Raw genomic sequence first — 23,260 nt, 5'->3', positions numbered from 1 at the left:
CGGAACGGAGGCGGGTTCGTTGGGTTGATCGATGCAAAGGAGATTGCATGACCCATCCCGTTCCCGGCACCGCCGCCCCCAGCCTCGACCTGCCGCTGACCATCCAGGCGAAATTCGAACTTTCCGCCCAGACCCCGGATCGCTTCACGATGCTCGTCTTCTATCGCGGATCGCATTGCCCGATATGCAAGAAGCAGCTGGAAGAGCTCGGCAGCCGGTTAGACGAGTTCACCGAACGCGGCATTTCGCCTTTCGCCATCTCGATGGACGATGAAGAGCGCGCGATGAAGGTGGATGCCGATTGGGACACCGGCAACCTGCCGCTCGCTTATGATATGAGCGAAGAGAAAGCGCGCGAATGGGGGCTGTATATCAGCTCCGCGCGCGAAGGTTCGGAAGAGCCGGCGGTATTTTCCGAGCCCGGCATCGCGCTGATCCGGCCTGACGGCAGCATCTATATGATGCAGCATCAAAGCGTGCCATTCGCGCGCCCCAGCTTCGATGCGATCCTGAAGGGAATCGATTTCGTGATTGAAGAGAACTATCCGCCGCGCGGCACGAAAGCCTGACGAAGACGGGGGCGGCCGCTCAGCTCAGCCTGTCGATATCCTCATGGCTCAGTCCGCCTGGGATCACCATGACGGGGCAGGGCAGGCTGCCCATCGCGGCGCCGGTGAAGTGGCTTACGAGCGGCCCCGGCCCGCCATGCGCCGAAGCGCCGAGCACCAGGGCGGCAATGTCGCCGCGTTCGCTTAAAAGCTCCCGCACCACATCGGGCCCGCGGCCTTCCTTCACCGTGATCGAGGGGCGCAGGCCCGATTCCTCAAGGATGGTGCCTGCCGCGCTGACCACAAGCGCTTCGGCCCGGGCCTTGCTCTCTTCCTCGATGGTTTGCTGCACGCCAGCCCAAGCAACGAAGTCCTGCGGTTCGACCAGCGCAAGGATATGCACCGCGCCCCCGGTCTTTGCGGCGCGCCGCGTGGCGAAGCGCAGCGCGAGCAGCGCTTCATCCGTTTCATCGATCACCACCAGATAGGTGCGCATGGCGATGGTGCCCCTCCCATTTGTTGTCCGGAAAGCTGCGCCAAAATCCCGATCCATGCAAGCTCGGGCGGCTAAACCCTCTTGGACGCAGCGTCACCCTTTGGCATAGACCCTCCACACGCCAGCGATAGGAACGAATCTTCCATGCCCATCGAACTTAAAATGCCCGCTCTCTCGCCGACGATGGAAGAAGGCACGCTCGCCAAATGGCTGGTGAAAGAAGGCGACACTGTCAGCTCCGGCGACATCATGGCGGAGATCGAGACCGATAAGGCGACGATGGAGTTCGAGGCAGTGGACGAAGGCACCATTGCCAAGATTCTGATCGAGGAAGGGACCGACGAAGTGAAGGTCGGCGCGGTCATCGCGATCCTGGCCGAAGAAGGCGAAGATCTGGAAGAGGCGGCCAAGGCGGCTTCAGGCGGCGGCGCGGCGAAGAGCGAAGAAGCCAAGACCGCGCAGGAGCCCGGCAAGGAACCGTCCGACCCCAACAAGACCGGGGATGAGGATAAAAAGGCGGAGCGCTCCAAGACCCAGGCCGAGGATCACGGCAAGCCCACCGATCAGGCTGTAGCCGACGACGGCACCAAGGCTCCTGCTGCGCCGACCGATGACAGCGGAGAGCGGATCAAGGCGAGCCCACTCGCGCGCCGGATCGCCGCGCAAAAGGGCCTCGATCTGACCGCGATCGAAGGCAGCGGACCCAAGGGTCGTATCGTGAAGGCCGATGTGGCCGATGCCAAGCCGACGGCGAAATCCGCCGAGGCGCCCGCAGCGAAGGCCGAAGAAGCGAAGGTTGCTGCCGCCGCGGAAGGCGACTTCCAGACGGATATTCCGCACGAGGCGGAAAACCTGTCCAACATGCGCAAGACGATCGCGCGCCGCCTGACCGAGGCGAAGCAGACGATCCCGCACATCTACCTCACCGTCGACGTCCAGCTCGACAAGCTCCTGAAGCTGCGTTCCGATCTCAACAAGGCGCTCGAACCGCAGGGCATCAAGCTCTCTGTCAACGACATGCTGATCAAGGCGCTCGCAAAGGCGCTTATCCAGGTGCCCAAATGCAATGTCAGCTATGCCGGCAACCAGCTGATCAAATATAGCCGCGCAGACATCAGCGTCGCGGTCAGCACTCCCACAGGCCTCATCACGCCGATCGTAACGGGCGCGGAAACGAAGGCGCTCGGCGCGATCAGCCAAGAGGTGAAGGAGCTTGCCGGCCGCGCCAAGGAAGGCAAGCTGAAGCCGGAAGAATATCAGGGCGGCACCGCGTCCATCTCCAACATGGGCATGTTCGGCATCAAGCAGTTCGATGCCGTCATCAACCCGCCGCAGGGTATGATCCTTGCCGTCGGCGCGGGCGAGAAGCGCCCCTATATCGTCGACGATGCGCTGTCCGTCGCCACGGTGATGAGCGCCACCGGCAGCTTCGATCACCGCGCCATCGACGGTGCGGACGGTGCCGAGCTGATGCAGGCGTTCAAGCAGATCGTGGAAAACCCGCTGGCGATGGTGGCCTGAATTGGATGAGAGACCGCGCGATCCCGCGATCCGTGTCACGGCGATGCCGGCGGACGCCAACGCCTATGGGGACATTTTCGGCGGCTGGTTGATGAGCCTGATGGACAGTGCCGCCGGGCTCGTCGCCGCGCGGCATGCCCGTGGGCGCGCCGTCACCATTGCGATGGACGGCATGCAGTTTTACGCGCCGGTCAAGGTGGGCGATGAGGTTTCGGTCTATGCCGATCTCACCCATGTCGGGACCAGCAGCATGAAGATCGACGTGGAAGCTTGGCGGCGCCACCGCCATGCGGACCGCCACGTCAAGGTCACCGAAGCGCAATTTACCTTCGTCGCCGTCGACGACGAGGGACGGCCGCGCCCTATCGCGCAAGAGCCCATCTCCCAGGAGGACGTCACAGCATGAGCACCACTTACGATCTCGCCATCATCGGTTCGGGCCCGGGCGGCTATGTCGCCGCGATCCGCGCCGCGCAGCTGGGCATGAAGGTTGCCATTATCGAGCGCGAGAAGCTGGGCGGCATCTGCCTCAACTGGGGCTGCATCCCGACGAAGGCACTGCTGCGCACGTCCGAAATCCACCATTATATGACCCATGCCGAACAATATGGGTTGAAGGCGGAAAAGCCGGGATTCGATCTGGAAAAGATCGTGGATCGCAGTCGCAAAGTGGCTGGCCAGTTGAACGGCGGCGTCACCCATCTGATGAAGAAGAACAAGATCGACGTCGTGAACGGGGTCGGCACCATCACCGCCAAAGGCAAGATCGCGGTGAAGGGCGAGGACGGCAAGTCTACCGATGTGAGCGCGAAGACGATCATGATTGCCACCGGTGCCCGCGCGCGCGACCTGCCGTTCGCGAAGGCGGATGGCGAGCGCGTCTGGACCTATCGTCATGCGATGGTGCCCAAGGAAATGCCGAAAAAGCTGCTCGTGATCGGCTCGGGCGCGATCGGCGTCGAATTCGCCAGCTTCTACAGCGATATGGGCGCGGACGTGACGATCGTCGAAATGCTCGACCGTATCCTGCCGGTGGAAGACGCCGACGTCTCCGCCTTCATGACCAAGGCGTTGAAGAAGCAGGGCATGGATATCCGCACCGGCGCGGGGGTGGAAAAGATCGAAAGCTCCAAATCCGGCGTGAAGGCGACGATCAAGGACGCCAAGGGCAAGAGCACGACCGAAGAGTTCAGCCACGTCATCGTCGCCATCGGCATCGTGCCGAACACCGAGAATATCGGCCTCGAACAACTCGGCGTCGAAACCGAGAAGGGGCACATCAAGACGGACGGCTATGGCCGCACCAATATCGACGACATCCTCGCCATCGGAGATGTGACCGGCGCCCCATGGCTGGCGCACAAGGCGAGCCATGAAGGCGTCGTCGCGGTCGAGAAGCTGGCGGGCAAGGATGTGCACGCCTTCGACAAATCGAACATCCCGGGCTGCACCTATTCGCGCCCGCAGGTGGCCAGCGTGGGCCTGACCGAAGCCAAGGCCAAAGAGGCCGGACATGAGGTGAAGGTCGGCAACTTCCCCTTCATTGGCAACGGCAAGGCGATTGCGCTGGGCGATCCCGAAGGCTTTGTGAAAACGGTGTTCGACGCCAAGACCGGCGAGCTGCTGGGTGCGCATATGATCGGCGCGGAAGTGACCGAGCTGATCCAGGGTTATGTCGTCGCGCGCCAGCTGGAAACCACCGAGGAAGAGCTGATGCATACCGTGTTTGCGCATCCGACGCTCAGCGAGATGATGCACGAAAGCGTGCTCGACGCGTACGACCGCGCGATCCATTACTGACCGATTATCGCAGGCATACCGTGGCTAGCCTGAATGCCGGACCCGAAATGAACTGAAAGCGGCCCGGTCCGTTCACCTTGCGTAACGAACAGGGAACTATCAGTATGAGCCGCGTCACTCAGGTACAGAATTTCGCGCGCGCAGGGTATCTTGCGCGCGCGATTGTTTATTTTCTCATCGGCTATATCGCGCTGACAACCGGGCGCGGATCGGGCGCTACCGACATTCTAAGCCAGATCGAGGAGATGCCGGCTGGTCATGTCGTCTTGGCCTTGGTGGGGCTCGGTCTGCTCGGTTACGGCGTCTTCCGCATCTACGGCGCGGCTATCGATATCGAGGGCGGCGGAACGACGCCCAAGGGCATCGCAAAGCGCCTGGGGCATGTCGCCAGCGGGTTGGGGCATCTGTTCCTTGCCTATGTTGCCATCAAGACTGCGTTCGGGGCGGGCAGCGGCGGCTCCGGATCGGGCGGCGGTGGGCAGGAGGAAGCCGCGAGCATGGTGCTTGGGTTCCCCGGCGGCTGGATCGTTCTCGCGTTCATCGGCCTGTGTTTTATCGGCGCCGGGTTCGAGCAGGCGAAAAAGGCCTATACCGGCAAATTCATGGGCAAGCTTGATGCGGACACGCCTCATTTCGTAAAATATCTCGGCCATGCCGGTTATGCGGCCCGTGCGGTCGTGTTCCTCATCATCGGCTGGTTCACCGTAAAGGCTGCACTTGCCGAGCAGGGCAGCCAGGTTCGCGGCGTCGGCGGCGCGATCAGTTCCCTGCAGGACAATGGCTGGCTGTTCACGCTGGTCGCGATCGGCTTCCTGCTCTTCGGCCTCTTCAGCCTGGCCATGGCGCGCTATCGCACGATCCGTAACGAGGATGTGCTGGAGCGGCTGAAACGAGAGGCCAAGAAGCATTCCTGATCCTGCTCCGTTCCTGCTTTGGCGCGCGCGATTTCAATGCTATGATCGCGCAATAAAGCAGGAACGGGAGAGGTTTCATGTTTTTCGCAATTGCCATGCTGCTCAGTGCGCAGGATCCGGTGATTACCACCAATCAGGCCTATAATGATTGTCTGATGAAGCTGACGGTCAGCAGTCTCGATGAGAAAAGAAGCGAAAAAGAGTTCGTTGCCGCGGCCAATGACGTTTGCGCCAGCCAGAGGGATGCCTACCGCGCTGCGGTCGTTAAGTCGGAACGCGAATTCGGGTCCAGTCAGGCTGATGCCGCCAGCTATGCCGATGAGGAAATTGCGAACATCCTCGCAATGATGAAGAACAATTACGCCAACTACAGCGAAAGCAACACGCGGCCCGTGCTTCGTTAGCGTTTCCCGGCTGCGGTCCTCGGGTAAAGACAGGTTTCGTCGTCCGGCATCGGTTCGTTCCGGTGAGCGAATACAGCCTCCATCGCGCTGCTGAGTGACATTGGCGGCGGACGGCCCATTTACCCTCTGTAAATCCCCAGAAATTCATGCGTATGGCTGGCGAACTTATGCTCGCTTCCTATCTCCGCACCGTCGCGGTCGCCCGGCCGTATCAAAAATCAAACTGACGAAGGACCTTTCATGACCGATTACAGCACGAAGCTTGCCCTCTATATCGGCGGCGAATGGCTGGGTTCCGAAGGGCGAGAGACCGTGCATCCGCTCAACCCCGCGACGGGCGAGCGGATTGGTGATCTTCCGGTTGCGACCAAGGCCGATCTCGACCGTGCGCTGGACGCCGCGCAGGAAGGCTTTGCGCAATGGCGCGATACGCCCGGTGCCAAGCGCGCTGCCGTGCTGCGCAAAACCGCGGCTTTGCTGCGCGAGCGTGCCGATCATATCGCAAAAATTGCCACTACCGAACAGGGCAAGCCGCTGACCGAGGCGAAGGGCGAACTGGGCGCGACGGCTAATCTCCTGGAATTTCATGCCGGTGAAGCGGAGCGTATTTATGGCCGGGTGCTCCCGCGCCCCACTGGCACCCGTTCACTCGTGCTCCATCAACCGATCGGCCCGGTGGCGGCGTTCTGCGCGTGGAACTTCCCGATCCTCAATCCGGTGCGCAAGCTTGCCCCGGCCATCGCAGCGGGCTGCTCCATCATCCTGAAGCCGAGCGAGGAAACCGCGGCCAGCGCGATCGAGGTGATGCACTGTTTCCGCGATGCCGGGCTGCCCGGCAAGGTGGCGCAGATGATGTTCGGCGTGCCCGATGAAATCTCCCGCCATCTGCTGGCATCGCCGGTGACACGCAAACTCAGCTTCACCGGATCGGTGCCCGTCGGCAAGCATCTTATGAAGCTCGCAGCGGACACGGTGATGCGCTCAACGATGGAGCTTGGCGGACATGGGCCGGTGCTTGTGTTCGATGATTGCGATCTCGACAAAACGCTCGACATGCTGGTGCCGCACAAGTTTCGCAACGCCGGTCAAGTGTGCGTGTCGCCCACGCGCTTTCATGTGCAGGAGGGCATTTACGAAAAGTTCGCGGCAGGCTTTGCCGAGCGCACTAAGGCGCTGAAGGTCGGCGCTGGTATGGATGAGAGCACCCAGATGGGGCCGATGGCCAATCCCCGGCGGCCCGAAGCGATCGAAGAGATGGTCGAGAATGCTCGCAGCGAGGGCGCAAAGATCGTCACCGGCGGATCACGCGGCGGCTCCGACGGCGGCTTCTTCTTCGAACCGACGGTGATGACCGACGTGCCGATGTCGGCGCGGGTCATGAACGAAGAGCCGTTCGGCCCGCTCGCACTCATCCGGCCCTTCGGTACGGACGAGGAAGCAATCGCGGAGGCCAATCGGCTCCCCTACGCGCTGGCGGCATATTGCTTCACCGAAAATGGTCGGCGTCAGAACCGGCTGGGCGATGAGATCGAGGCAGGCATGATTGCGGTGAACCAGCTCGCACTCAGTTGGCCTGACAGTCCGTTCGGCGGGATGAAGGACAGTGGTTTCGGTTCGGAAGACGGCCCGGAAGGAGTGGCCGCGCACCTGATCACGAAAACCTTCCACATGAAGTGAGCAGTTATTGGGCGGGGTTTCTGCGACAGGGGCCCCGCCTGCCGCTATCATCAGTTGACGCGGCGCTTGTCGAGTTTGCGGGCCAGCGTACGCCGATGCATGCCGAGCCGCCGCGCTGTCTCACTGATGTTGAAATCGGTTTCGGCGAGCACCTCGTTGATCCGCTCCCACTCCATTGTCTTGATCGACGTGGGCCGCCCTTCGATGGGGGCGTCCGCATTACCGGCCTGCTGGCCGAACGCAGCCTCGATCTCGTCCGTATTGGCAGGCTTGGCGAGGTAGGATGTGGCACCCAGCTTGATCGCCTGCACCGCGGTGGCGATGCTCGCATAGCCGGTCAGCACGATGATGATCATTTCGGGATCATGCGCGTGCAGCGTTTCCACGCAGTTGAGACCCGAGGCCTGCGCCAGTTTCAAGTCGACGACTGCGTAACGCGGCGTGCGATCGGCGAGAACGGCATCGACCTCCGCAGGGCTGGCCGCAAGCACCGCCTCATATCCGCGCCGTTCGAAGGAGCGGGCAAGGGTGCGCGCGAAGACGGCGTCATCCTCAACGATCAGCAGCAGCGGCTTGTCCGGCATCCTCATTCCCCAATCGAATGGCATCAAGCGGAAGGCGAAGGCGTACCTGCGCGCCCGTTCCGCGCCGCACGTTGCGCGCGTCGAGCGATCCGCCGAGCTTTCGCGCTACATTGCCCACCAGGAAAAGCCCCATCCCGCGGCCTGGTTCCGCTTTTGAACTGTTATAAGGTTTGCCCAGCGCGGCCAGCTGAGCAGGCAGGAAGCCCGGCCCCCGATCGCGGACCGTCAGACACAGTCCTTCCGCCTCGCGCGACAGCCTAACGAGGATATGATCCGGTGAAACCTCTGCGGCATTGTCCAACAGGTTGAACACCGCCTGTTGCAGCACGAGGTCCGACGCGATCGGCACGTCCGGTCCGAATGCATCTTCATAATGCAGATCGGAAAATCCGCGCGCCTCAGCCCAGTCGGTGACCATGCGGTCAAACAGGATACGCACGGTGGTCGCAGCGGACTGTTCTCCGCGCGCATCGCCCGACGAGAGCAGGATGTTGGTGACGATGGCTTTGCAGCGCTGCACCTCTACCTGCATATCGACCACATCGCGCAGCAGCTCGGGATCCGAGCGGACGGCATCGATATTCCGCCAGTCGCCCAGAAGAACGCTGATCGAGGCGAGGGGGGTGCCCAGCTCATGCGCCGCGCCGCTGGCGAGCATGCCGATGCGCACGATGTGATCTTCCTCGATCGCCTGCCGCCGGATTGCCGCGAGATGAGCATCCTGCGCGCGCAGATTGCTGTTGATGCGCGTGACGAACATGACGAGCAGCACCGCCACCAGCGCAAAACATACCCACATGCCCTGAATGTGGAGCGAGAAGAGATCGGTGTGGAAAGAGACCGGCAGAGTGATCGGCCGGTAGAATAGCGTCAGGATGGCAAAGGCCACGCTGGTCGCGAGCACGAGCGCCCAGCTCGACCAGCGATCGAGCAGCACCGACCCCAGAACGACTTGCAACAGGAAGAGCGAGACGAACGGATTGGTCGCACCGCCGCTGAAATAGAGCTGGGCGGAAAGGGCCGCGACATCCAGCAAGAGTGCGCCGAACAGGGCACCGTTACGGATCGATGCGCCGCGGCGCACCAACGGCAAGCTGACGAGGTTCAGGATCACCAGGCCCACCAGCACGGTCAGCATAGGTGCCAGCGGCAGCGTAATATGAAATACGAAATGGGTAAGAAGAATGGTGGCCAGCTGTCCGGCCACGGCGAGCCAGCGCAGCTGGATGAGCTGCATCAGGTTCTCGCGGCCCGCGCTGTCCGTTTCCCCTGGCTCGGCCACGGGCAGTGGCAGCTTGTTCACGGGCGCTCGCCACGCTGGGAAATGCGGCGCGAGCGGATCAGAAAAATGAGGGCTGCTGCGGCCATGATGGCAAGGATATACCATGTGATGGCATAAACGAGATGATTGTTGGGGAAGGAGACGACGGTGAGCCCGCCGATCGGTTGGTCCGATCCGCCGGTCCCTGATTTCGGCTCTGCTTCGGCATCGATGAAATAGGAGGCAACGCCGCTCAGCCCGCGTTCCGCGGCGATGGCGGCCACATCGCGCGAGTACCAGCGATCTGCCGCCGGATCATTGTCCCGCAGAAACCCGCCGCCGGGTTCGCTTATCCGGAGAAGACCGGTGACGCTCTGCTCGCCGGCGGGCACGGAGGGCTTCTCACGCTTTGACACGAAACCGCGATTGATCAGGATGATCCGGCCATCGTCGATTTGCAGCGGCGAGAGCACCCAATAGCCCGATCCCTTCTCGGTCGCGGCCAGAGTGAGCGTGGTGGCGTCCGGCAAGTAGCGGCCGCGTGCGGTGACGCGCAGATAGGCATCATCCTTTGTCGCGCTGTCCGGTGCCGGCACGGGCGGTGCGTGAATGCGCGTATCGACCTGCGCGATCAGCGCTTCCTTCCACGCCAGACGCTTCACCTGCCAAGTGCCGAGCGCCAGCAGACCACCGATCACGAGCAGGCCTGCCAGCAGCGCGAGCGCCGGGCCGAAACGCCGGATCACATGTCGCTCATCGCCTGCATCGGCATCATGTTGGCGTTCATATGATACATGACCCAAAGCGATCCGCTGAACGCGATGATCACGATGACTACCGTGAAGATCAGCGCCATGATGGACCAGCCGCCCTCGGCCCGCCGGTTCATATGCAGGAAGTAGACCATGTGGACCACCATCTGGACGGCCGCAAAAATAAGGATGATCAGCGCGGTCGCCTGCGTCGTCAGCGGCCGCGTCATCACCAGCCAGAACGGTATCGCGGTGAGGACCACCGACAGACCGAAGCCGATCATATAGCCCTTGCGCGAGCCGTGGCCTTCCTCATGCTCAAGCCCGTGGGCGTGATCATGCGCGTCATGGCCTTGCGCGCTCTTGGTGGTGTCGTGCGTGCTCATCGCAGCATCCCCATCAGATAAACAAAGGTAAAGACGCCGATCCAGATGACGTCGAGGAAGTGCCAGAACAGGCTGAGGCACATCAGGCGGCGCTGATTGGCCGCGATCAGTCCTTTTTTCTGCACCTGCACCATCAGCGTCACCAGCCATATGACGCCGAAGGTGACGTGCAAGCCGTGGGTGCCGACCAGGATGAAGAAGCTGGACAGAAAAGCGCTGCGCTGCGGCGTCGCGCCTTCCATGATGAGATGCGTAAATTCGTACATCTCAATGCCCAAGAAGGCGAGGCCGAACAGGCCGGTGATCGCAAGCCAGGCCTGCATCCGGCCACGCCGCCCCTCCACCATCTCGAGCATGGCAAAGCCATAGGTGATCGAGGAGAACAGCAGCATCGCCGTGTTCAGCGCGATCAGCGGCAGCTCGAACAGTTCCTTCGGTCCCGGCCCGCCTGCATAGCTGGTGCCCAGCACGCCATAGGTAGCGAACAGCATGGCGAAGATCAGGCAATCGCTCATCAGGTACAGCCAGAAGCCGAGCATCGTGCTCGAACCTTCCGGGTGATGCGGCTCTTCCGGCAGGTGGAAGGTGTCGCGATCGTAATCGCCGGTCACGCTGCTCATGCCGCCGCTCCCGCCAGCTGCCGGGTTCGGAGCGTTTCTTGCGCCACGACCTCTTCCTTAGGGATGTAGAAATCCCGCTTGTAGTTGAACGTATGGCCGATCGAGACCGCCAGGATGCCCAGGAAGCTTAGGCCGGCGAGCCACCAGACATACCAGATCATGCCAACGCCGAAGGCCACGCTGAGGGCGGCCAGCACCATGCCGGCGGCGGTGTTGGCAGGCATATGGATTGCCGCGAACCCGCTTTCAGGGCGCTTGTAACCCCGCGCCTTCATGTCCCACCATGCATCGCTGTCATGCACCACCGGCGTGAATGCGAAATTATAGTCCGGCGGCGGCGAGGAGGTGGCCCATTCCAGCGTGCGCCCGTTCCACGGATCGCCGGTGACATCGGCCAGCTGCTTGCGATTGCGAATGCTGACGAAGAACTGCATCAGCATGGCCGCGATACCCAGCGCGATCAGGAAGGCGCCGAAGCCAGCGATCAGGAACCAGATTTGCAGGCTTGGGTCCTCGAAGGTGCGCAGGCGGCGCGTCACTCCCATCAGGCCAAGCACGTAGAGCGGCATGAAGGCGAAGTAGAAGCCGGTTACCCACAGCCAGAAGCTGCGCTTCCCCCAAGTCACATCCAGCTTGAAACCGAAGGCTTTGGGCCACCAGTAATTGATGGCGGCAAACGCCCCGAACAATACGCCGCCGATGATCACATTGTGGAAATGCGCCACCAGGAACAGCGAGTTGTGCAGCACGAAGTCGGCCGGGGGAACGGCGAGCAGCACACCGGTCATTCCGCCCAGCGTGAAGGTGATCATGAAGGCGATTGCCCACATCATCGGCAGCTCGAACCGCACGCGGCCGCGATACATCGTGAACAGCCAGTTGAAGATCTTGGCCCCCGTCGGGATCGAGATGATCATGGTGGTGATCCCGAAGAAGCTGTTCACGCTGGCGCCCGAACCCATGGTGAAGAAGTGGTGCAACCAGACGAGATAGGCCAGAATGGTGATCACCAGCGTGGCATAAACCATCGACGTGTAGCCGAAGAGGCGCTTTCCGGAGAAGGTCGATACCACCTCGCTGAACACGCCGAACATCGGCAGGATCAGGATGTAGACCTCCGGATGGCCCCAGATCCAGATGAGGTTCACATACATCATCGGGTTGCCGCCGAGCGTGTTCGTGAAGAAGGCGGTGCCGATATAGCGATCGAGGCTGAGCAGCGCGAGCACGGCAGTCAGCACCGGGAAGGCGGCCACGATCAGGACGTTGGTGCACAGCGCCGTCCAGCAGAAGATCGGCATCTTCATGAAGCGCATGCCCGGCGCGCGCATCTTCACGATGGTCGCGATCAGGTTCACGCCGGATAGAAGCGTGCCGACGCCCGCTATCTGCAAGGCCCATATATAATAGTCGACGCCCACGCCCGGGCTGAAGGCAATGCCGGACAAAGGCGGCATGGCGAGCCAACCGGTCTGCGCGAATTCGCCCACGAACAGGCTCATCATGATGACCACGGCGCCCGCGGCGGTCATCCAGAAGCTGAAATTGTTGAGGAAGGGGAAGGACACGTCGCGCGCGCCGATCTGCAGCGGCACGACATAGTTCATGAGGCCCGTGACGATCGGCATCGCCACGAAGAAGATCATAATCACGCCGTGCGCGGTGAAGATCTGGTCATAGTGATGCGCGTTGAGATAGCCCTCGGACCCGCCGAAAGCCATCGCCTGCTGAAGCCGCATCATGATCGCGTCGGCAAATCCGCGCAGCAGCATGATGATGCCCAGCACCATGTACATGATACCGATTTTCTTATGGTCCACCGTGGTGAACCATTCCTTCCACAGATAGCCCCAGACCTTGTAATAGGTGAGGGCCGCGAGCAGCACGCCGCCCGCCAGTGCGACTACTAGGAAGGTGACGACCACGATCGGTTCGTGCAGCGGCAGTGATTCCAGCGTGAAACGGCCGAAGATGGGGCTGACGTTCAGGGGGGAGAGGGTTTCAGGCTGAGCCATATTAGTTGTTCCGCTGGGAGGGAATATCGAGGGCGCCGGGGGCCGAACGGCTGCGTTGGTCCACATCGGCGGGGGATTGCGGTGGTTCTTCACCGGCATCGGCGCTGTTGAGCGGGCGCTGCGGCTGGTGCCCTTGGGGCATGGACATGCCGTGCTCGTCGTCGATGCTGGACGGGTCGGCCCGGTCCATCTTCATCATCTCGCTCATGCAAACCGAGCCGGGCTCGACGCAGTGGTTCACGACCAAATTGAACAGGTCAGGTGCCACTCGGCCATAGCGCATGACAGGCACGTTCTCCGTGGGCTTGGCGAGCTGCAGATAGCTGGCGCGGGTCAGCGCGTCACCGTCGGCCTGATTCATCGCCACCCACTGGTCGAACTGGGCCGGCTCCATGCCATGAAAGCGAAAGCGCATGCCGGAAAAGCCCGCGCCGCTGTAATTGCTGGAGAAGCCGTCATAATTACCCGGCTCGTTGATCACCGCATGCAGCTGCGTTTCCATCGACGGCATGGTGTAGATCATCCCCACCAGCGTGGGCACGTAGAACGCGTTCATGACGGATGAGGAGGTGAGGCGGAACTTGATGGGGCGGTCCACCGGCGCGGCCAGCTCGTTCACCGTGGCAAAGCCATATTCCGGATAGATGAACAGCCATTTCCAGTCGAGCGAGACCACCTGAACCTCAAGCGGCTTGACGTTCGCCGGGACCGGTTCTCCCTTGGTAATCCGCTCGATAGGCCGATAGGGATCGAGGAGGTGCGTACCCGTCCAGGTGGCCGCGCCAAGGCAAATCACGATCAACAGCGGCGCGGACCAGATCACCAGCTCCAGCTTGGTCGAATGGTCCCAATCCGGATCGTAACGCGCCTCCTTGTTATTCGCGCGGTATTTCCAGGCAAAGATACCGACCAGCGCGATCACCGGGATCACGATCAGAAGCATCAGGGCTAGTGCGAAAACCAGCAGGTTGCGCTGCTGCACCGCCACATCGCCCATCGGGTTCAGCACCACCATGTCACATCCGGACAAGAGCGCGGCCAGGCCGATCGCGGGAACGAAACGAAGCATGGCGCCAGCGAAGCGCGCAGAAGTGGGAAGTCTTGCCATGACGCCTTATCTATCAATTCATGGTGCGGTGCCACATTGGACATTTTGTCCAATCCCAAAAGTTTTTGCGCTAATGCATAGAGCGCGTCTACCGATGGATTCTCCACTTCGCGGGACAACAAGACCATGACAGCCGAGACCGGCCTGAACGCAGCGCCCGATCGCCCGCTCAACGCTTCTCAAAGCGCCGAGCGCGACGCCCGCGCGATCAACACGCGCCATAGCCATATCGCGCCGAGCGAAATTGCCATCGGCGTCATTATCGGCAGGACGTCGGAATTTTTTGATTTCTTCGTTTATGCGATCGCCTCGGTGCTGGTTTTCCCGTCGCTGGTCTTCCCGTTTGTCGATCCACTTACGGGCACGCTCTACAGCTTCATCATCTTTGCATTGGCGTTCGTAGCACGGCCTTTGGGCTCGCTGATCTTCCTGCGGATCGACGAGATGTTGGGGCGTGGGACCAAGCTGACGATTGCCTTGTTCCTGCTTGGCGGGTCCACCGTGGCGATCGGATTTCTGCCCGGATATGAGACGATCGGCCTGTGGGCGGCGGTGTTGCTCGCGATCTTTCGCATAGGGCAGGGCGCGGCGCTGGGTGGTGCTTGGGACGGCCTGGCCTCGCTGCTCGCGCTCAATGCGCCCGAGAACAAACGCGGTTGGTACGCCATGATCCCGCAGCTTGGTGCGCCGCTCGGCCTGATCGTGGCGAGCGGGCTGTTCGCCTATCTTCTGGTTTCCCTGTCGACCGAGAATTTCCTGAGCTTCGGCTGGCGCTATCCCTTCTTCGTCGCCTTTGCGATCAACGTGGTCGCGCTGTTTGCACGGCTGCGCATGGTTTCGACGCCGGATTATACCGCGCTGTTCGAGAGCAAGGATCTGCAGCCCTCGCGCGTGGCCGACACGCTGCGCAGCGACTGGCGCAGCATCGTGATCGGCGCGTTCGCGCCGTTGGCGAGCTTCGCGCTGTTCCATATGGTCACGGTGTTTCCGCTGTCCTGGGTCGCGCTTTTCACGCCCGAGAAGCCCGCGCAGTTCCTCCTGATCGAGATGGTCGGGGGTTTCGTAGGGCTGGGCGCGATCGTCGTCTCCGGCTGGGCCGCGGATCGTTATGGCCGGCGCTATGTTCTGGGCATATCCGCAGCCGGGATCGCGGCATTCAGTGGTTTCGCGCCGCAGCTGCTCGATGGCGGCAATGTCGGCGAGTTCATCTTCATGATCCTGGGCTTTGCGCTTCTCGGCATCGCGTTCGGCCAATCGTCCGGCACGGTCGCCTCCAACTTCGCGACTGCGCGGCGCTACACCGCCTCTGCCCTGACGTCGGACCTCGCCTGGCTGGTCGGCGCCGGTTTTGCCCCGCTGGTCGCTCTCGTCATCGCGAGCCGCTTCGGCCTGATCGCCGCCGGTGCCTATTTGCTGTCCGGCGCCCTCGCCACGCTGATCGCCCTCGGAATCAACAAGGAACTCGGCCGTCGCATGGCGTGAGTGTCTGGACAATCTGGAGAAATCGCTAGACCGGGGAGCGGTCGCCTGATTTTAGCTAAATTTAGCGCGACGCGACCGGTATGGCGCATCGGGAGCGTATTCAATCACACTCAACTCGACAGATTTCAAAAAGAATTTTCGGAGGTCCCTGGCTGTGGAGTTTCAGGCCAGCCAGAGGCTGCGCGAGTTATCAACCACACGCAGTCAAGGGCATGATCTTGGCATGTTCCAACTGGCCAACACCGCGCCATCGATATTCATACTCTACTTCAACTTGGCCCTAATCCTCAATTTCGGCTTCTCCCGTTTATTTATCGCGTTCGCCGAATTGGCTGTGGCTGCCCATCGGTCGTTTGCGTCGATCCGGTGATAGGCACCAGGCGCTGTTCTTAATCATGGTGGATGTCGCACATCACTCCTGAAATACCAGTATGGTTGCCTCTGCCCAGCGATACGCTACCGTCGGTCCTCATGCCGCCATTACTGTTCCTTCGCATCGCCGCGCTTCCGATTGCGCTAGCGTTGACTGCCTGTGCTTCGGACGACGTGGGAGAACCGCCCGCCGAGGAGGCCGTCACCGTGACCGCGCAGCCTGTGATCTATCGTCCGGAACAGCGTGAGGTTGAAGCGATCGGGACCGCCCGGGCGCAGGATTCAGCCGAAATCTATCCCGAAACCGACGGGCGCGTGACCGCGGTTCTCTTCCAGGGCGGCGATTACGTGCGGTCCGGGGATCCGCTTGTCCGGCTTGATTCCCGCGAAGAAACGCTTGCGGTGGAACTGGCGAAAAATGCGGTGCGGGAGGCTGAGCAGCTGCTTGGTCGTTATCGGCGGATCGAGGATACCGGGGCGCTTTCGGAAAGCCAGATCGAGCAGGGCGAGACCGCGCTCGTCAGCGCGCAAATCCAGTTGCGACAAGCACGGCTCGCCTTGGCCAATCGCACCGTCCGTGCGCCTTTTTCCGGCAATATCGGTTTTACCGAAGTCGATGTGGGTGACCGCATCACCACGTCCACGCTGATTGCGCAGCTCGATCGGCGATCGGTTTTGTTCGTCGACTTCCAAGCGCCCGAGAGCGTCTATGACGCGATGACACCGGGCCGGGCGATCAGCATCACACCCTATTCGATGCCGGGGCGTACTTTCGAGGCGGAGGTGCGCGACCGCAATACCACGATCTCCACCGAGGAGCGGACCTTCACTGTTCGCGCGCGCGTGCCCAATACGGGCGACGCACTGCGCCCGGGCATGAGCTTCCGGATCAATCTTGATCTGGCCGGACGCGAACTGCCCGCGGTGCCCGAAGAAGCGATTATCTGGGGCAGTGACGGTGCGCATCTGTTCCGCGTTGTCGATGGCACCGCGCGGCGTTTGCCGCTCACGATCGTGGCGCGCCGCGAAGGATTGGCGCTGGTAGATGCGCAGCTGCCGCGCGGCGCGACCATTATCGCAAAGGGCGCGCAAAAGGTCCGCGACGGCAGCAAAGTGGAAATTGTGGAGACGCATTCGGCTCTCACGGTCCGCGCGAATAAAGAAGGGGCCGCTGCCCGTTCCGGACGCGGGCGCGCGGCGCCTTGATGCAGGAAAAGTCCGATCTTCCGATGCTCGCAGTCAAGCGGCCGCTGTTCATCTTCGTCCTCAATCTGCTCATCGTGATCGCGGGGCTTGCTGCCCTGTTCGGGATCGAAGTGCGCGAACTGCCCGATATAGACCGGCCGGTGGTATCGGTCACCGCGACCTTCCCCGGAGCGGCGCCCGAAACCATGGACAGCGAGGTCACCTCGATCCTGGAAGACGCGGCGGCGCGTGTCACCGGCGTGCGCGAGATCAGTTCTTCGAGCGAGGAGAACAATAGCCGCATTCGGGTGGAATTCAGCCCGGGGACCGATCTCGATACCGCAGCCAGCGACGTGCGCGAAGCGGTGAACCGGGTGCAGCGCGATCTGCCGGAGCGCGTAGAACAGCTCAGGATCGTCAAGGCGGATAACGACGCGTGGCCGATCATGCGGCTCGCCGTGTCCAGCCGCGTTCTTGGGGAAGCCGAACTTACCGAGATCATCGATAACGACGTAATCCCCGAATTGCTGACCGCCGAGGGTGTGGCCAGTATTGACCAGTTCGGCTCGCGCCAGCGGCAGATGCGCGTGGCGGTGGCCCCCGTGCGGCTGGGACGCTTCGGCCTAACCGTCGGCGATGTGTCCGAAGCCTTGCAGAACGCCCCGTTCGACGTTCCCGTCGGCAGCTTTCGATCAGACGCGCAGGAACTGGTGGTCCGGGCCGAGGCCAATGCGGCGACGCCTGCACTGATCAAGGACGTGGCGATCAACCGCAATGTCCGCATCGGCGATGTCGCAGAGGTCTATTTCGCGCCTGCCGATGCCACCAATTTCGTGCGTCTGAACGGGGAGCAGATCATCGGGCTGGGCGTCGTGCGGCAGGCAAGCAGCAACACGATCGAGATATCCGATGCCATCCGCGCGTCCGTCGACCGGTTGAACAAACGCTTCGACGACCTCAGCATCTCGGTCATCTCCGACGACGCGGAATTCGTGCGCGTCTCGGTGAAGGAGGTACTCATCACCCTCGGCTTCACTGTTGCCATCGTGATCCTGACGATCCTCCTGTTCTTCCGACAATGGCGCGCCACCATTATCCCGAGCGCCACGATACCGGTCGCGCTGATCGGCGTGCTGGCGGGAATCTGGTTGCTCGGTTTCTCGATCAACCTGCTGACACTGCTGGCGCTGGTCCTCGCAACCGGTCTGATCGTTGACGACGCGATTGTGGTGCTGGAAAACGCACAGCGCCTTCAGGGCAAGGGGCTCGGTCGGAAAGCGGCGGCGGTGATCGGGACCCGGCAGGTGTTCTTCGCCGTGGTCGCGACAACGGCGGTGCTGGTTTCGGTGTTCGTCCCGATCAGTTTCCTGCCGTCCGAGGCGGGGCGGTTGTTCCGCGAATTCGGCTTCGTCCTCGCGCTGTCGGTCATCATCAGCTCGTTCGTCGCGCTATCGCTGGTGCCTGCGCTCGCCGCACGGCTGTATCTCGTGCCCCGCGACGAGGATGGAGAGATCACCGAAGAAGGCCGGGTCGCTCGCGCCATTGGAAGCTTCGGAGAAAAGCTGAACGGCTATTATGAGCGCGTCCTCGAACGCTGCCTCGATCATCCCAAGGCAGCCGTCGGCATCGCCGTGCTGGCTGCGGGGGCGGCGGGGCTTCTCTACTCCACGCTGGATAACGAACTGGTGCCCGACGAAGACCGTGGCAGCGTGATCGTCGATGCCAGCGGGCCGGACGGCGTGGGAATCGACTTCATGCAGGGCGAAATGGACGCGGTTGAGCGCGTGCTGCAACCGCTGATCGATTCCGGCGAGATCGTCTCCAGCTTCTCGATCGTCGGGCGCTACGATCCCAACCGTATCCGCGTCGATGCAACGCTGGCCGACTGGGATAAGCGCGAACGCAGCCAGAGCGAGATCGTAGACTCGCTGCGCGAACCGCTGAAGCGTATTCCGGGCTCGCGGGCCAGCGCGCGTGGGCAGGGATCGCTCAACGTCGGCGGCGGTGGCGGGGACCGGATCGAGGTGGCGCTGACAGGCAGCGATTACGATCAAATCTACGAATCCGCGTTGAAGCTTTCCGAGGCGATCGACACCCGTTCCGACATACTGTCGCAGAGCGATATCAGCTATCAGCCGACCCAGCCGCAACTCGCGATCCAGATCGACCGCGAGCGCGCCGCCGATCTTGGCGTCGATCTCAACGAACTGGCGTTGACGTTGCGCGCGATGGTGGGCGGAAACGAGGTGGTCGATCTGAATGTCGACGATCAGGCGATCCCGATCATGCTCAGCGCCGAGAGCGTTTCGATCACCAATCCGTCCGATCTCTCCAATCTCTCGGTGCGCACGCGCTCGGGCGGACTCGTTCCCCTCTCCGCCGTCACACGCATCCGCGAGGAAGGCATCGCGGCCGAACTGGACCGGACCGAGCAGCGCCGCGCAATCGAAGTGGAGGCGAATGTCGATCCGTCCGTACCGCTCGCCGATGCGGTGACGGAGATCGAGCGCTTGGCGGACGAAACGGTCGCTAGCGACATCGACTTGGTGCTGCAGGGAGAGGCGCAGACGCTGGAAGAGACGTCGAACGATCTGCTGCTGACCTATGTCTTCGCCTTCCTGATCGTGTTCCTCGTCCTGGTGGCGCAATTCGAAAGCCTGACGAGCGCGCTCGTGGTGCTCCTAACCGTACCCTTCGCGCTGGCGGCGGCAATCTTCGCACTTTTCCTTTCGGGCATTTCGCTCAACATCTATTCGCAGATCGGACTGGTCATGCTGATCGGGCTGATGGCCAAGAATGGCATCCTGATCGTGGAGTTCGCGGATCAATTGCGCCTCGAAGGACGCTCGCTGCGGCAGGCAACCCAGGAAGCCGCAGCCATCCGCCTGCGCCCGATCATGATGACGCTGATCTCCACCGTATTGGGCGCGGTGCCGCTGATCATCGCCAGCGGCGCGGGCGCCGAGGCGCGCCAGTCGATCGGCTGGGTGATCTTCGGCGGCCTCGGCCTTGCCGGGCTGTTCACCCTGTTCCTGACGCCCGCCATCTACCTGCTCGTCGCACGGTTCAGCGAGCCGCGTTCGCAAGACCTCTCGCGCCTACGCGAGGAACTGGAAGAGGCCAAAGATCGCGGCATGATGCAGGAAGGCGGCGCTGCAGCATGAAGCCTTTCCTTCTATCGTTCGCCATGGCTGCGGGTCTTAGTGCCTGCGCCGCTCCGGATCGGCCCGTGCTGTCCGCGCCGGCAATGTCGCTACCGGACGATTTTGCCGCCGCCTATCGTCCTCCGGCCGGGGAGGGGGAGTTATGGTGGAAGGGATTTAACGATCCCGAGTTGAACCGATTGGTCGAGCGAGCACTCGCGCAAAATTTAGGCATCGCTGGCAGCCGCGAAAGGCTGCGATCCGCCCTCGCGCTGCTCGATGCCGAACGATCGGATCGGCGCCTGCAGGTGGACGGCTTCGGTGAAGCCGGTATCGATGCGGGGCTGGGCGATGGCGGCAGCGATCTGCGCGCCGCCGCGGGCCTGCTCGGTTCCTTCAATCCGGACATCAACGGGCGTCTGTCTGCCGAGATCGAACGGCAGCTCTCTCTTACCCGCGGCGCGGCCTATCAGATCGCCGATGCGCGCCGTCTGGTCGCCGCGTCGGTGGCGCTCGCTTATATCGAATTGAAGCGCAGTGAGGAGCGGCTGGACCTGCTCGCCCAGTCGAGCGATCTGCAGGAGCGCACGCTCAATATCGTGACGCTGCGCTACGAGGCGGGCCTGTCCGCCAATCTTGACGTGCGCCGGGCCGCTGCCGATCTTGCACGGACGCAGGCACAGCGCGGGCTGATCGAGCTGTCCCGTGCCGATGCGCTCAACAGCCTCTCGGTGCTGGTCGGGGAACCGGCGTCCGATCCTCTACTCCTACCGGACGATGACGGCGGAATCCCGCAATTTGCAGGCGGTCCGCCGCGCGGAATGCCCGCCGATCTGGCGCGCCGCCGCCCTGATCTGCTTGTCGCCGAAGCGGATCTTGCCGCCGCCGCTGCGGCCATTGGCATCGAACGTGCGGATCTTTATCCAAGCCTCGTCATTCCGGGGCAGATCGGGCTCGATGCGCTGGGTCCGCTCGATATCCTTTCGTCCGTTCTGGGCACGCTCACCGCCGCCCTGGACATCCCAATCTTCGATGGTGGCCGCCGCCGCGCCGAGGTGCGGTCCGCCGAGGCGCTGGCCGAGGCCAGCCTGTACGATTACCGTCAGACGCTGCTGCAGATCCTCGCCGAAGTGGAAACGTCGCTGGTGGCCATTCAGAGCTACAAGGATCGGCTTGATGCGCTGGCCGACGCCATCGATCAGAGCGAGGTGGCGTACAATCAGTCGAACGCGCTGTACCGGGAGGGGCTGACCAGCCTGTTCGAAGTATTGGATGTGCAACGTCAGCTGATTTCCAGCCGCCAGGACTATGTCGATGCACAGGCCCAACTGGCGAGCGCAATCGTGCGCATGTACAGCGCCGTCGGCGCCCCGACGGATAGGCCGCGAGACGAGGGATTACCCATCGCTGTAGAAGTGCCTATGGAATGATAAACGCGCCGCGCAGACGTATTTTAATGGCCCCGCTCGCCTTTAAAGAGATCAGGTGAAGGCCGATACTTCGGATCTTCGCCCTAAGCGCAGCACGCTTTCGATGCGCTGAGGTTCAAATGCGCCGGGCGGTGTTCTTACCCACTATCGTGAAGCGGACGATCTGACTAAGGCCCGCGCCATGTTCGCCCCGCTCGTCTCGGTCCGTACGCTGCTTTTGGCCATCTTCGTCATCATGGCAGGCAGCGGTTTCCTCTCGACCCTGATCGCAATCCGACTGGAAACGGCAGGATCGAAAGCTATTACGATCGGTCTGGTCGCCGCGGCCTATTTCGCCGGTCTCACCGTTGGATCGGTACGCGTTCCGGCCATCATCGCCCGGGTGGGCCATATCCGTTCCTTTGCCGCCTTCGTTTCCATTTTTTCGGCAAGCGGACTTTCCTATTCCATTCAGATGAGCGCACCCTTCTGGGGTATTCTGCGCTTTGTCGACGGGTTCATGATGGCGGGCGTATTCGTCTGCCTGGAAAGCTGGCTCAACCGGCAGGCGACGGCAAAAACGCGTAGCGCCATCCTCGCCGCTTATATGATCGCGCTGTACGGCGGTCAGGCGATCGGCCAGTTCCTTTTGACCCTTGGGTCCGAACGGCCCAGTATGCCCTTCGTCATCGCGGCCATCCTGCTCTCGCTTTCGGTCGTTCCGGTGGTTCTTACCAAAATCGATCAACCGAAGATCGAATATGTCGAGCCCTTTTCGGTAAGGCGGCTTTACTCCGCCTCGCCCCTGGGCGTGGTGGGCGTACTGGTTACTGGTGCGATCCTGGGCGCTTTCTATGCGCTCGGCGCCATTTACATTCAGCGGCTGGGCATGGGACTTGCTGGTGTGGCTCTGTTCACTTCCTGCGTGATCGGCGGCGGGGTTGCGCTACAATGGCCGCTCGGCCTGCTGTCAGATCGTATCGACCGTCGCTCGGTCATCGTGGGCTGCCTCCTGATGGTACTCGCCGTGAGTGCCGCTCTGGTGTTGTTCGCGCAGCCGGACGCGCGCCTGTTCATACTGGGCGCGCTGTTCGGCGGCTTTGCCTTCGCGCTCTATCCGCTGTGCGTCGCCCACGCGAACGATTATCTAACCGAAGAGCAGCGCGTGGGCGCAAGCAGCGGCCTGGTTCTCGCTTATTCGGCAGGCGCGGTGGTGGGGCCGCTGATCGGTTCGGCCGGCATGCAACTCATCGGCATACAGGGCCTGTTCGCAACCGTTGCGCTCTTCGCGATGTTTGGCGCGATTTTCGGATCGTGGCGCGTAATTGTCGGCCGTGCCGCCCGCGTGGCGAACCGGCAGACCTTCCAACCGCTCACCCGCACCACGCCCATGATGGCGGTGCCGGAGCCGGAAGAGGACTGAACTTCGTTTCGCAGCACACGCGCGCAGACCGATGCTCTCGGCAAGCGCTCAGCGGTGGTTGAAAGTAATTATTTCCGCACAACGCTCGGCCAGCTTTTGGCGGGATGGCATTTTTGCCCGTGTGGGCTATCTGCCCGAAAGGAGGTTCATAGTTCGCCGC

Annotated in this window: 20 protein-coding genes; 12 read left to right on the top strand and 8 right to left on the bottom strand. The window is 62.1% G+C overall.

What is annotated here, in order from left to right:
* Nucleotides 1-47: 47 nt before the first annotated feature.
* Complete coding sequence (locus tag H7X45_RS03535) at nt 48-569, top strand: peroxiredoxin-like family protein (protein ID WP_187336175.1); 522 nt, start codon at nt 48-50, stop codon at nt 567-569.
* Between the two features lie 19 nt (nt 570-588).
* On the opposite strand, the gene H7X45_RS03530 is transcribed toward H7X45_RS03535, so the two are convergent.
* On the bottom strand, nt 589-1,044 hold the full coding sequence (locus H7X45_RS03530) for a universal stress protein (RefSeq protein ID WP_187336174.1): 456 nt from the start codon (nt 1,042-1,044) through the stop codon (nt 589-591).
* 144 nt (nt 1,045-1,188) lie between these two features.
* Between H7X45_RS03530 and H7X45_RS03525 the strand changes: the two genes are divergently transcribed.
* From H7X45_RS03525 to H7X45_RS03500, 6 genes are all read left to right on the top strand, one after another.
* Entirely contained in the window at nt 1,189-2,565 is a 1,377-nt protein-coding gene (locus H7X45_RS03525) for a pyruvate dehydrogenase complex dihydrolipoamide acetyltransferase (protein ID WP_187336173.1), read from the top strand.
* A gap of 43 nt (nt 2,566-2,608) precedes the next feature.
* Nucleotides 2,609-2,971, top strand: a complete 363-nt coding sequence (locus H7X45_RS03520; RefSeq protein WP_187336960.1) for an acyl-CoA thioesterase — start codon at nt 2,609-2,611, stop codon at nt 2,969-2,971.
* Nucleotides 2,968-4,365, top strand: a complete 1,398-nt coding sequence (lpdA, locus tag H7X45_RS03515) for a dihydrolipoyl dehydrogenase (RefSeq protein ID WP_187336172.1) — start codon at nt 2,968-2,970, stop codon at nt 4,363-4,365. Before H7X45_RS03520 ends, lpdA begins: the two co-directional genes overlap by 4 nt.
* 104 nt (nt 4,366-4,469) lie before the next feature.
* Nucleotides 4,470-5,279, top strand: a complete 810-nt coding sequence (locus tag H7X45_RS03510) for a DUF1206 domain-containing protein (RefSeq protein ID WP_187336171.1) — start codon at nt 4,470-4,472, stop codon at nt 5,277-5,279.
* A gap of 77 nt (nt 5,280-5,356) precedes the next feature.
* Entirely contained in the window at nt 5,357-5,683 is a 327-nt protein-coding gene (locus tag H7X45_RS03505; RefSeq protein WP_187336170.1) for a hypothetical protein, read from the top strand.
* Nucleotides 5,684-5,923: 240 nt separating this feature from the next.
* Complete coding sequence (locus H7X45_RS03500; RefSeq protein WP_187336169.1) at nt 5,924-7,360, top strand: NAD-dependent succinate-semialdehyde dehydrogenase; 1,437 nt, start codon at nt 5,924-5,926, stop codon at nt 7,358-7,360.
* 50 nt (nt 7,361-7,410) lie between these two features.
* On the opposite strand, the gene H7X45_RS03495 is transcribed toward H7X45_RS03500, so the two are convergent.
* Genes H7X45_RS03495 through cyoA form a run of 7 tightly spaced genes read right to left on the bottom strand, consistent with a single transcriptional unit; the run spans nt 7,411 to nt 14,086 of the window.
* Nucleotides 7,411-7,944 (bottom strand): response regulator transcription factor, encoded by a 534-nt coding sequence (locus H7X45_RS03495; protein WP_187336168.1) that lies wholly within the window; start codon nt 7,942-7,944, stop codon nt 7,411-7,413.
* The gene (locus H7X45_RS03490) at nt 7,913-9,247 is read right to left on the bottom strand and encodes an ATP-binding protein (RefSeq protein WP_246449638.1); all 1,335 of its coding nucleotides are present in this window, start codon (nt 9,245-9,247) and stop codon (nt 7,913-7,915) included. The genes H7X45_RS03495 and H7X45_RS03490 overlap by 32 nt, the downstream gene beginning before the upstream one ends.
* Nucleotides 9,244-9,951, bottom strand: coding sequence for an SURF1 family protein (locus tag H7X45_RS03485; RefSeq protein ID WP_246449636.1), 708 nt, complete (start codon nt 9,949-9,951; stop codon nt 9,244-9,246). Before H7X45_RS03485 ends, H7X45_RS03490 begins: the two co-directional genes overlap by 4 nt.
* Nucleotides 9,948-10,343 (bottom strand): cytochrome o ubiquinol oxidase subunit IV, encoded by a 396-nt coding sequence (cyoD, locus tag H7X45_RS03480; RefSeq protein ID WP_187336166.1) that lies wholly within the window; start codon nt 10,341-10,343, stop codon nt 9,948-9,950. Before cyoD ends, H7X45_RS03485 begins: the two co-directional genes overlap by 4 nt.
* Nucleotides 10,340-10,963, bottom strand: a complete 624-nt coding sequence (cyoC, locus tag H7X45_RS03475) for a cytochrome o ubiquinol oxidase subunit III (RefSeq protein ID WP_187336165.1) — start codon at nt 10,961-10,963, stop codon at nt 10,340-10,342. The genes cyoD and cyoC overlap by 4 nt, the downstream gene beginning before the upstream one ends.
* A complete protein-coding gene (gene cyoB / locus H7X45_RS03470) occupies nt 10,960-12,978 on the bottom strand; it encodes a cytochrome o ubiquinol oxidase subunit I (protein ID WP_187336164.1) in 2,019 nt (672 codons plus the stop codon). The genes cyoC and cyoB overlap by 4 nt, the downstream gene beginning before the upstream one ends.
* A gap of 1 nt (nt 12,979) precedes the next feature.
* Nucleotides 12,980-14,086: a ubiquinol oxidase subunit II gene (gene cyoA / locus H7X45_RS03465; RefSeq protein WP_187336163.1), complete on the bottom strand. Its 1,107-nt coding sequence runs from the start codon at nt 14,084-14,086 to the stop codon at nt 12,980-12,982.
* 126 nt (nt 14,087-14,212) lie between these two features.
* On the opposite strand from cyoA, the gene H7X45_RS03460 reads away from it, so the two are divergent.
* The 5 genes from H7X45_RS03460 to H7X45_RS03440 all read left to right on the top strand — a co-directional run bounded on the left by H7X45_RS03460 (nt 14,213) and on the right by H7X45_RS03440 (nt 23,100).
* Nucleotides 14,213-15,568 (top strand): MFS transporter, encoded by a 1,356-nt coding sequence (locus H7X45_RS03460; RefSeq protein ID WP_187336162.1) that lies wholly within the window; start codon nt 14,213-14,215, stop codon nt 15,566-15,568.
* A gap of 402 nt (nt 15,569-15,970) precedes the next feature.
* Nucleotides 15,971-17,146, top strand: a complete 1,176-nt coding sequence (locus H7X45_RS03455) for an efflux RND transporter periplasmic adaptor subunit (RefSeq protein WP_246449634.1) — start codon at nt 15,971-15,973, stop codon at nt 17,144-17,146.
* The gene (locus H7X45_RS03450; RefSeq protein ID WP_187336161.1) at nt 17,146-20,289 is read left to right on the top strand and encodes an efflux RND transporter permease subunit; all 3,144 of its coding nucleotides are present in this window, start codon (nt 17,146-17,148) and stop codon (nt 20,287-20,289) included. Before H7X45_RS03455 ends, H7X45_RS03450 begins: the two co-directional genes overlap by 1 nt.
* Nucleotides 20,286-21,698: an efflux transporter outer membrane subunit gene (locus H7X45_RS03445; RefSeq protein WP_187336160.1), complete on the top strand. Its 1,413-nt coding sequence runs from the start codon at nt 20,286-20,288 to the stop codon at nt 21,696-21,698. Before H7X45_RS03450 ends, H7X45_RS03445 begins: the two co-directional genes overlap by 4 nt.
* Nucleotides 21,699-21,879: 181 nt before the next feature.
* Nucleotides 21,880-23,100, top strand: coding sequence for an MFS transporter (locus H7X45_RS03440; protein ID WP_187336159.1), 1,221 nt, complete (start codon nt 21,880-21,882; stop codon nt 23,098-23,100).
* Nucleotides 23,101-23,260: the final 160 nt, after the last annotated feature.

It is taken from the genome of Novosphingopyxis iocasae (genome assembly GCF_014334095.1).
GTDB lineage: Bacteria > Pseudomonadota > Alphaproteobacteria > Sphingomonadales > Sphingomonadaceae > Novosphingopyxis > Novosphingopyxis iocasae.
Note: the sequence above shows the minus strand (reverse complement) of the source record. Positions and strands in the feature narration are given on the sequence as shown.